This window comes from Roseateles sp. P5_E8 (assembly GCF_054177665.1).
The window spans coordinates 1-8954 of the sequence record NZ_JBGCUM010000100.1 but is presented as its reverse complement, the minus strand read 5'-3'; the positions used below and the strand labels follow the sequence as shown (position 1 = coordinate 8954).

At 64.7% G+C, this 8954-nt stretch carries 16 protein-coding genes; 11 read left to right on the top strand and 5 right to left on the bottom strand.

The window, feature by feature from the left end; translation table 11 throughout:
- Nucleotides 1-89 precede the first annotated feature (89 nt).
- Genes ACXRVZ_RS27000 through ACXRVZ_RS26965 form a run of 8 tightly spaced genes read left to right on the top strand, consistent with a single transcriptional unit; the run spans nt 90 to nt 4856 of the window.
- Nucleotides 90-353: a hypothetical protein gene (locus ACXRVZ_RS27000; protein ID WP_457425615.1), complete on the top strand. Its 264-nt coding sequence runs from the start codon at nt 90-92 to the stop codon at nt 351-353.
- Between the two features lie 9 nt (nt 354-362).
- Nucleotides 363-686, top strand: a complete 324-nt coding sequence (locus ACXRVZ_RS26995; RefSeq protein ID WP_457425613.1) for a hypothetical protein — start codon at nt 363-365, stop codon at nt 684-686.
- A gap of 2 nt (nt 687-688) precedes the next feature.
- Nucleotides 689-1255: a hypothetical protein gene (locus ACXRVZ_RS26990; RefSeq protein ID WP_457425611.1), complete on the top strand. Its 567-nt coding sequence runs from the start codon at nt 689-691 to the stop codon at nt 1253-1255.
- Between the two features lie 14 nt (nt 1256-1269).
- The gene (locus ACXRVZ_RS26985; RefSeq protein ID WP_457425609.1) at nt 1270-3024 is read left to right on the top strand and encodes a ParB/RepB/Spo0J family partition protein; all 1755 of its coding nucleotides are present in this window, start codon (nt 1270-1272) and stop codon (nt 3022-3024) included.
- Entirely contained in the window at nt 3021-3476 is a 456-nt protein-coding gene (locus ACXRVZ_RS26980) for a hypothetical protein (protein WP_457425607.1), read from the top strand. Before ACXRVZ_RS26985 ends, ACXRVZ_RS26980 begins: the two co-directional genes overlap by 4 nt.
- Nucleotides 3473-3904, top strand: coding sequence for a hypothetical protein (locus tag ACXRVZ_RS26975; protein WP_457425605.1), 432 nt, complete (start codon nt 3473-3475; stop codon nt 3902-3904). The genes ACXRVZ_RS26980 and ACXRVZ_RS26975 overlap by 4 nt, the downstream gene beginning before the upstream one ends.
- On the top strand, nt 3901-4437 hold the full coding sequence (locus ACXRVZ_RS26970) for a hypothetical protein (RefSeq protein ID WP_457425603.1): 537 nt from the start codon (nt 3901-3903) through the stop codon (nt 4435-4437). Before ACXRVZ_RS26975 ends, ACXRVZ_RS26970 begins: the two co-directional genes overlap by 4 nt.
- Nucleotides 4434-4856 (top strand): hypothetical protein, encoded by a 423-nt coding sequence (locus ACXRVZ_RS26965; RefSeq protein WP_457425601.1) that lies wholly within the window; start codon nt 4434-4436, stop codon nt 4854-4856. Before ACXRVZ_RS26970 ends, ACXRVZ_RS26965 begins: the two co-directional genes overlap by 4 nt.
- Nucleotides 4857-4861: 5 nt before the next feature.
- Here ACXRVZ_RS26965 and ACXRVZ_RS26960 read toward each other — a convergent pair whose 3' ends face one another.
- Nucleotides 4862-5530, bottom strand: coding sequence for a hypothetical protein (locus ACXRVZ_RS26960; protein WP_457425599.1), 669 nt, complete (start codon nt 5528-5530; stop codon nt 4862-4864).
- 142 nt (nt 5531-5672) lie between these two features.
- Between ACXRVZ_RS26960 and ACXRVZ_RS26955 the strand changes: the two genes are divergently transcribed.
- Nucleotides 5673-5888 (top strand): hypothetical protein, encoded by a 216-nt coding sequence (locus ACXRVZ_RS26955; RefSeq protein WP_457425597.1) that lies wholly within the window; start codon nt 5673-5675, stop codon nt 5886-5888.
- Nucleotides 5889-5890: 2 nt separating this feature from the next.
- Here the strand turns inward: ACXRVZ_RS26955 and ACXRVZ_RS26950 are convergent, their stop codons facing one another.
- Nucleotides 5891-6160 carry a hypothetical protein gene (locus ACXRVZ_RS26950; protein ID WP_457425595.1) on the bottom strand — a complete coding sequence of 90 codons (270 nt, stop codon included), beginning with the start codon at nt 6158-6160 and terminating at the stop codon, nt 5891-5893.
- A gap of 32 nt (nt 6161-6192) precedes the next feature.
- On the opposite strand from ACXRVZ_RS26950, the gene ACXRVZ_RS26945 reads away from it, so the two are divergent.
- Nucleotides 6193-6423 carry a DUF4224 domain-containing protein gene (locus tag ACXRVZ_RS26945; RefSeq protein ID WP_457425593.1) on the top strand — a complete coding sequence of 77 codons (231 nt, stop codon included), beginning with the start codon at nt 6193-6195 and terminating at the stop codon, nt 6421-6423.
- Nucleotides 6424-6446: 23 nt separating this feature from the next.
- Nucleotides 6447-7526, top strand: coding sequence for a tyrosine-type recombinase/integrase (locus ACXRVZ_RS26940; protein ID WP_457425591.1), 1080 nt, complete (start codon nt 6447-6449; stop codon nt 7524-7526).
- A 2-nt stretch (nt 7527-7528) separates the two neighbouring features.
- Here ACXRVZ_RS26940 and ACXRVZ_RS26935 read toward each other — a convergent pair whose 3' ends face one another.
- The 3 genes from ACXRVZ_RS26935 to ACXRVZ_RS26925 form a co-directional block, all read right to left on the bottom strand.
- On the bottom strand, nt 7529-7834 hold the full coding sequence (locus tag ACXRVZ_RS26935; protein ID WP_457425589.1) for a hypothetical protein: 306 nt from the start codon (nt 7832-7834) through the stop codon (nt 7529-7531).
- A gap of 86 nt (nt 7835-7920) precedes the next feature.
- A complete protein-coding gene (locus tag ACXRVZ_RS26930; protein ID WP_457425587.1) occupies nt 7921-8385 on the bottom strand; it encodes a hypothetical protein in 465 nt (154 codons plus the stop codon).
- A partial coding sequence (locus ACXRVZ_RS26925; protein ID WP_458233071.1) for a hypothetical protein occupies nt 8382-8954 on the bottom strand: 573 nt, incomplete at its 5' end. The genes ACXRVZ_RS26930 and ACXRVZ_RS26925, both read right to left, overlap by 4 nt.

Genomic DNA, 8954 nt, shown 5'->3' with positions numbered 1-8954 from the left:
GGATTCGACATAGCGACGCTCCTGGAAGTTGCGACGAAAGATGTTACCGACGCGCTGCGACCACCGCACCCACACAAGAGGGGAAGCCGGTGAACGCCGCCCAACTCATCGCCCTCACCTTGCGTAGCACCACCGTGCGCGCGCCGGTGACGTGGTTAGAAGCCGAAGCCTTGCCGGTCGCCTTTCGCGCCTGCTACCTGTGCATCCACGGTGCTGAGGAAGGCATCGAGCGCGTCTGCACCAAGCCCGAGGCCGTCGACTACGGCCCGCCGCAACCCGTCGCCATCGTGCGCACCTGGGGCGGCGGCTGCGGACCCGACGCCAACCACCTGTGCGAACGCGCGCAGGCCTGAGGAGCAGCCATGCCGCACCCCGTCGAGCCCAGCCAGTACCACCTCAACGAGGCGTTCGCCCACCAGCACAAGCCGGACTGGCCCGTGCATACATGGGCCGACCTGGCGCGAGCTGCGCTGCTCTACGGCATCGTGGCTGGCAGCGCACACCGGCTGGCCAACGGCCACCCGCTGGTGAGCGCCGGGCCCGACCTCGCCGGCGCCATCACCAACCCGCCCGCGCGCCCAGCACCACCGCGCCAGTCCGGCGCCCGCCCATTTCCTGCCCGCCGCCGTGAAGACCCTGGCGTCGACCTCAAGAGCCGCGCCGCCGGCGAGAAGGACGAGGCGTAGCCATGCCCCGCAGCAAGCACCGGCACGGCCGCAAGGCCCACCGCCCGCGCACCGAACGCATGTGCATGGAGAGCCTCGCCGCCACTCCGCTGCAAATCGCCACCAACCGCGCTGCCAAGCTCAACGACGACGAACAGCGCGGCCTGCTGTTCAACCCGCGCACCGCGTTCACCGAGTTCCGCGCCGGGCGCGGCAGCCTGGGCCTGTGGCTGCACCTGGCGGACGCGATCAACGTCGGCCAGGTGCTGGCCACCGAGCACGGCCTGGCCAGCAACCACGCCGACACCTTCGCCGCTGCCGTCAACGCCATGGCCGCCGTGCACGGCCGCTTCGGCCGGCGAGGCAGCTGGACCCTGCGCGCCGCTGAGCTTGAGGCCCTCAACTTCGCCCTGTGCGTGCACGCCGTACAGCTCGGGCTGTGCAGCCGCGGCGAGCTGGGCGCGGCCTACACCACCGTCGCCAACCGCGCCCGTGGCGCCCTGGCGGGAAACACCGCGCCAGGCACGCACGTCTGCGGCGCTACCCCACCCACGGCCGACCGGCCCCAACCCGCCGCGCCTGCGGCCTGATCGAAAGCCACCGCATGAGCCCTCTCATCTCCAACCAGGTCCAGCGCTTCCCGCTCACCCACTTCAAGCCGAGCCCCACCAACCCGCGCAAGCGCTTCAACCCGACCAAGCTCGCCGAGCTGGCCGAGAGCATCAAGCGGCTCGACGTGCTGCAACCCGTGCTGTCGCGCCCGAACCCCGACTACGCCGAGGGCAACGGCATGCCCCATTTGGAGCTGGTGGCCGGCGAGCGCCGCTGGCGCGGCAGCGAGCTTGCCGGCGCCGCCGACCTGCCCACCCTCGTCAAAGACCTCACCGACCTCGAAGTGCTCGACATCCAGCTCGTCGAGAACATCGAGCGCGACGACCTGCACCCGCTCGAAGAGGCCGACGGCATGCGCCGCCTGCTCGACGCCAGCGCCAAGGCCGGCAAGCCGCTGGCCGCCGAAGGCCTGGCCGTCAAGCTCGGCAAGAGCCCGCGCTGGGTCTTCCTGCGGCTGGAGCTGCTCAACCTGTGCGACGACGCGCGCGACGCCTTCCTGGAGGACACGATCAACGCCAGCGTGGCCGGCCTCATCGCCCGCATGCCCAACGTGGACCAGCAGCGCGAAGCCACCGCCCGCATCCTGACCGGCTTCAACGGCGAGCCCTTCACCTTTCGCGCGGCGGCCGATTACCTGCGCAAAGAGTTCATGCTCGACCTGGCGCGCGCGCCGTTCAACATCGACGTCAGCTACTCGGTGGCCGGCCCCTGCCACCGCTGTGACAAGCGCAGCGGCAGCAAGCCCGACCTGTTCGACGACGTCAAGACCGGCGACCTCTGCCAGGACAGCAAGTGCTACGCCGCCAAGGGCGAGGAGGCCCACCAGCGGCTGCTCAAGGCCTGCGGCGAAGCCGGCCACCGCATCGTGCAGGGCAACGACGCCCGCAAGCTGCTGAGCGGCGAGGTCAAGATCGACGGCGGCCACTACGTGGCCAACGAGCCCTGCGCCGAGCTGACCACCGACAAGCGCCAGCTGTTCGACATCTTCGGCACCATCCAGAAGGGCTTCGTCACCATCGAGCACCCCACCACGCATGCGCTGGTCACCTGGGTGCCTGCCAAGATCGTCAAGAAGGCACTCAAGGCCAAGGGCCTGCTGCGCCCCGCAGCGCCTGCGCCGGCCCCCGCTCCGGTCGCAGCACCGGCGCCCCGCATGGTCGCCGCGCCCGCCGAGCAGGCCGACGAAGCGCGCCCAGTGCTCAAGCCTCAGCCGCTGACGCCCAAGCAGCTTGAGAGCCAGATCAAGTACCGCAGCGGCGAGCTGTTCACGAGCACGCTGCTGGCCAGCCTGTGCAAGTCGCTGGCCGAGGCCGAGGCGCCGTCGCTGAGCATCTTGCAGCTGCTCACCATCGACAAGCTGCTCACCGCCAGCGACGACGCCACGGCGCTGCTGCAAGGCCAGCTGGCGCCCTTCCCTGACCTCGCCAGCTACAGCGCCGGTGGCGCGCGCCGCGCGGCCGCCCAGAAGCACATCGCGCCGCTCAACGGCCGCGAGCTGGCCGACCTGCTGGCCATGCTGCTGGTGGCCGAGGAGCTGAGCAACCAGGACGATCTGCACACGCTGGAGACCTACGCCAACTACGCCGTCGCCCTGGCCGCCGACTTGCAGCTCGACATGGAAGCCATGCAGGCCCAGGCCGAGCAGGACGCCGCCGCGCAGGTCCAGGCCGAGGAAGACAACCGGCTCGGCCGCAACGCGGCGGGTGAGGCGTTTGCAGCGGCGCATGGCAGCGAGGTGGCGGCATGACGATGGCCGACAGCTGGCAGCAGTACGCCAAGGAAGGTGAGAGCGCCCAACAGTGCATCGAGCGCCACCGCAGCGAGCAGGACAGCCTGATGCGCCTGCTCGCGCAGGCTCGTTCTGCAAACAGCGCCGCCCGTGACGTGCTGGCCGAGCGCCAGCGGCAGATCGAGGTCGAAGGCTGGACGCCTGCGCACGACGACGAGCACCACAAGGGTAGTTTGGCCCTCGCAGCCGCGTGCTACGCATGCAACGCGGCCACCTGGGCGCAACGAGATCCATCAATCCCCCCGGCCGACTACGCCAAGTACTCGGCGCCGGGCTTTCGCTGGCCGTGGGCGAAGAGGTGGTGGAAGCCGAAGAGTCAGCGCTCCGACCTGATCCGCGCCGCCGCCCTGCTGCTGGCCGAGATCGAACGCCTGGACCGCGCCGCCGACCGTCTGGAGCCGCGCGCATGAAGCACGGCGCCCGCCGTCGCGCCAGCGACGGCCTTCCCGACGTCGTCGTCTTCCTCAACTGGCGCGCCCCCAGCGCGGAGGGGGGCGGGGAGCCGGGAGAGGCCGAGCAACAGCCGTCGACGGTCGAAAGACTGAAGGCAATGGTCACCTCCCGCGACGACACGCGCGGCGAGGGGGCAGGGGAGCGGGTCAAGGTCAGCGGCCTGTCGGCCGAGGGTTCACAAGCCGGCTGCGCCGGCGTCACGCTCGACGACGACCGGCGCTTCTGGGTGGCGGAGGCAGATGCCAGCGGCCTGTCGGCCGAAGGTATCGAAGCCGCCGCCAACATCACCACGCCCGCCGTCGACGGAGATAGCACCGCGAGCCGCGAGCCAGGCGCCGCGCGCTTCGGCTTCATGGTCCAGCAGCTCGGGAGAGCACAGCAATGAAACTGCCGCCCAACTTCATGGTCTTCGACGTCGAGTCCATCGGCCTGCACGGCGAAGGCTTCGCCGTCGGCTTCGTGGTCTTCGACCGAGCCGGCTACGTCCGGCACGAGGACCGCTTCGTCTGTCCGGCGGATCTCGCCGCCGGCGCCATTGACGGCCGCCAATGGGTCGCCGCCAACGTGCCGCAGATGACTTACACGCACGACTCGCTGCGAAGCCTGCGCGATGCCTTCTGGCATGCCTGGCAGCTCTGGCGCTCGATGGACGCTGTATTGGTTGCCGACGTCGCCTGGCCCGTCGAGGCGCGCTTCCTAGCCACCTGTGTCGAAGATGACCCAGCGACCCGCGCCTGGCTCGGCCCGTACCCGCTTCACGAACTGACGAGCATCGCGCTGGCGCTGGGCGCCGACGTTGAAGCGCTGTGGTCCGAGCGTCGGCCGAACGAGCTGCCGGCGCATGACCCGCTCAACGATGCCCGGCATTCGGCACGCATCCTGGCGCAGTTGCTCAAGGCTGCCGGAGCGCGAGCATGAGCACCGCCGATCTGTTCCCCGAGACCGCCGCAGGCAAGGCGCCGGCCGTGCAGTGGATCGGCCCATCACGCTGCAAGTGGGAGCACCCGCGCGTCGTCGCCCGCCTGGTGCCGTCGTGGTCCGCCCAGGACGGCTGGCGCATTGGCTGGTTCATCCAGGCCGACAAGTGCGTCGACGAGTGGCACCCCGACGCGCCGAACAAGCACAAGCAGCACGGCGCCTACCCGTGGTATCGGCTCGACGAGCTGCCCAACAGCCCCCGCTTCGCCATGGCTGCCGGCAGCGCTGCACGGGCTCTCAAGATCGTGCTGGAGCAGATGGTGGGCCACGTCGAGCCCGAGATTCACGACGAGATCCGCTCGCTGCAGGAGCAGATCGAGCGCCAGGCGCAGGACTGGCTGTGCGGGAGAGCGGCGTGACCAACCTACTCTGGCCAAACGTATTGGGCGGCGAGATCCGGGCGCCCCATCAACCGGTGCATCTCTCTTTCGCAAATCGATCCCGCGCGGGAAATTTGTGCTCGAAAGTTCTTGAGAGCATCCTCCATGAGATCGGCAGCCGGGTACTGGAGATCCCCCTGGCTTTCGCTTTCGCTTACGCAGCGATCCCACAGCTCAGCGAAGGACGTGGTGAGAGTGGCCATCGGCGCGATGCACAACGCCAGTTCAGACGACGGGACTTCGAAAAGCGGCAGTTGGCTGATAGCTCGCCCGACCTCTCGCAGCGGTTCGGAGCTGAAGACGGCAATGAAACGACCCGCTTCATCGTCGCCTTCGTTGCTCACCCATCCTCGTTGCAGCAGACTGACCGTCGTGTAGAGGTGAAGAAGCAAGACGCGAACTGCGGCCAGTCGCCTCAGGTCATCCTGGTCTCGCCGCTCCTGCTCGTGGCGCCGTGCCAACTCGACTTGACGTCCGCCGAACCAAGCAGCGGCAGCGATTGCAGCCACAGAACCGTAGGCCTGTACCCAAGCAGCCAAATTCGGATTGCTATGCCATACCGACCAGGGCAGAGAGTCCACAAGAACGGGTCCAAGACCGGCAAACATGCCAAAGCCCAACGACCACTTGGTGGCGGCATCTACTGGTCGCATCTGTCGTTCTCCCTGGAGTTAGCCAAAGTCTTCTGTTTGGCTGATTCTCTCGCCCACGACGCACTGCACCTGTTGCGGGGCAGCTCGCCTCACCGATGCTTAGCCGAGCTTCATCAGGAACGCGGCTTGTCGATCTGGCGTCATGACGCCCCCCGACTTTGCCGACTCAACCTGGACGCCCGGCGCCGAGACCAAGGAAGCGCTGATAGCCGCAGCAATGGCACACCTCGACGCCTCTGGCGCTGCGGGGATGCTTGTGCCGGTGCCTGGCACCAACCCGCCGCTCTTCATCGCGCTGGGCACGCTGGACGCATTGCAGGACACCCTGGCGGCACGCGCCAACCTAACCGACCACTAGTCTCAGAACGGCGGGTAGTCCGGAAACCTGAGCTGTGCCCGCACCCGCTCGACGGTGGCAGGGTCGCGAGGGTCTTCAACACCCACCAGCAACCGCGTGAACGGCCTGCGCACTCGCGTTGCCAGCTCATCCATGTCGGTGGCCACGCCAAACTGATTCGTCACCAAGGCACCGACGCTGCCGCCCATACCGGCGAGGGCAACAACGTCGAAGTCGTGCTTCGTGGTGCCAGCCAGTTCGGATTCAAGGATGTGGGTGTCGATGTAGGCCATGGCGCAGATTCTGCCGGTAGACGGGAGCGCCTGTGAGCCTGACGTTCAGCCCCGCAGAGCTGGTTGACCTGACCCGATACACCCGGGCCAGCAAGCAGCTGGCCGTACTGCACCTACGCGGCTTTCATCGCGCGTACATCGACCACACAAACCACGTCGTGCTCGAGCGTGCCCACTACGAGGCCGTGTGCCGCGGCGAAGCCCAGCCTGTGCGGCCGCGCGTCAAGCCGCCGGCGCGTCCTCAAGTCAGAGCAGCGGCGTAGCATCGCCGCGCTGGAGAACCGCCATGCCGAAGGGCCCCGCCAAAGGCACTCAAATAAAGGACGGCCGCTACTACCTGGTGCGCGCCGAAGGCACAAAGCGCCGCTGGGTGCCTCTCACCCGCGTCGTCGAAGGCCTGCCGGCTTTCTTCATTGCCCTGGCCAATGAGCACGGCCGCGCCGAGCGCCCCGACTACATGCCCCAGGTCGTCGCCGCCTGGAACACTTTGGTCATGGCCAAGCACAGCGCCAAGACGCAGGTGGACGAGACGCGGCGCAGCAAGGTCATCGCCGAGAGCTTCGAGGCCTTCAGAGCCGAGGAGGTTGAGCCGCCCGACGTCGTCGAATTCTTGGAACCGCTCCAAGCCACCAGGCGCACGCACGACATGTTCCGCGCGCAGCTACACAGCATCTTTGCCTACGCCGAGCTCAAGGGCTGGCGCAAGGCCGGTAGCAACCCCGTGAGCGTCGTGCCGCCGATGGGCTACAAGCCTCGTACGCGCTACATCACCGACAGCGAGCTGCGCCGCATCAAGCTGGGCTGCATCTACGGCAAAGACGGCCGGCGCAACCGCTCGGGCATCACCACCGCCTGCGCCATCGAATTGGCCTACCTGACCGCGATGGACGTCGGCGTCATGATCCGCATCCTCGAGCAGCGGGACCCCGACCAGCCAGACGAGCCACATGTCTGCGCTGAAGGCATCTGGCTTCGCCGAAGCAAGACTGAGCACAAGGGTGGCGACGCCCTCGTCATCGAGTGGACTCCGCGTCTGCGTGCAGTTGTGAAGCGCCTGCTTGGGCTCAAGGCGGAGCGCAACCTCAAAAAGCGAGCTGCCCAGCGAGTGCAGACCCAGGCCTTGCTCACCAAGCAAGACGGCACACCGCTCACCTACGAGGCGCTATCCAACGCCTGGCTTGACGGCGTCAAGCGTTCCGGCGTCACGCCAACCCAGTTCCGCGACCTTCGCGCCAAGGCCCTCACCGACAAGGCCGACAAGGGCGGCATGCGCGCTGCCAGCGACCTCGCCATCCACGCCACCGAGGCCCAAACGACGAGTTATGTGCGTCGCACCAAGGCGCGCAAAACAGGTGCGGCTGCTTAAATTTATTTGCGCCTGTTATCCACAACCACGCAAACAAGTGAACACAACGTAAAAAGGAAAAGGAAAAAGCCTATTACGGTGTAGTCACCGTATTTCAGTAGCTCCGCTGCCTTTTTTTCTCCGACCACTGACCAAAGTACGGCACCTAGAAGTTGCTGAGTGGATGAGGCAACAATAAGCACTGCACCGAACACGGCGCCAATCACTAGGCCGGCACAATTGAGTGCACCCACCGTCGGCTTTAGTTGCAAAAGATCTTTTGGTTCTGAAACGAGGGCGTGAACTAAATGATGAAGCTTGGCGTTCATTAGTTTCATCACGCCACAGATTAGCCCAATTACGATCCCAACAAGCAAAAGGCTCCATAGCGAATTTACGAAAAAAGGCGGAGRAGTCACTTGCTCAACCTCGCCGCCCGGCCCATTAAATACACGAATGGACTTACGACTACGCAAAGCATGCCAACGGCCGGATTCAGGAGAATGACCGAATCGTTTAACCACATGCTGACAGAAACGACGCCTATGACTACCAGCAACAGCGCGACAAACGCCAACAGTGAATGAAGCGGAATGTCATTCTCGCGCCTCAATCCAATTGGCTGATCATTCTCAATTGCAATATTGAGCGCCTCTTGAATTTCCAAGTGCTCTGGCCGAACCAACAACAGGCGAGTGCCCGTGCTGACCTCAGTTCGAAAGGCCTGGAGCTGGTCCATCAACTGCGCATTAGTAACGCCTTCTATCTGTTCATCATTTGTTGCAGAGCTAGTCCTTACTAAAGGATCGAACGAATCGGTGCCCTCTAACGGTTGAGTGCGAAGGCGAGTTGAACTTATCTGTATTTTTAGCGTGCTCATTCTTCTGCTCCGAGAAATCCCTTGTGCCCTTCCATTACCAATGCTCTTAGCTTTCTTAAAAGCGAGCTGCAAAGCAACTGGTAATCGTCTCTCGCCATATTGGGCGTTGGGCGATTGTTAACGTCTATAGACACTGTAAGGCCTTGCCCTTCCAAATCAGCCTCATTAAAGTCAACGTACTGAACACCCTGGGCGGGCTTAACCTCCGCGCGCCTCACTTCGTACCCGCTGCATCCAATATTAATAAAGAACCCATCCGGGTCAGCAAAACCGACTTTAAGATCCAGAGATGCCAGCGGCCCAAGTTTGGGGCCTTTGTAGATGTGATTTGTTACTAGTGCCATAAGTTCCGTCGAGGTATGTCCAGGCTTAACCGGATACATAACCTCTAGAACTACGCCAATATCTTTCAGCAAGTCGACTGACTGATATTTTGGCAACGCCTGCAAAAATAGGCCTGCGTTTTTTTCTACAACCTGGAGATTAGATTCCAAAGATGCAGTGGATTCGTGGATTGAGAATGAAAGTTGAACGTGGGAATTTGAAAAAATAAGCGACTTGTTTCCAGC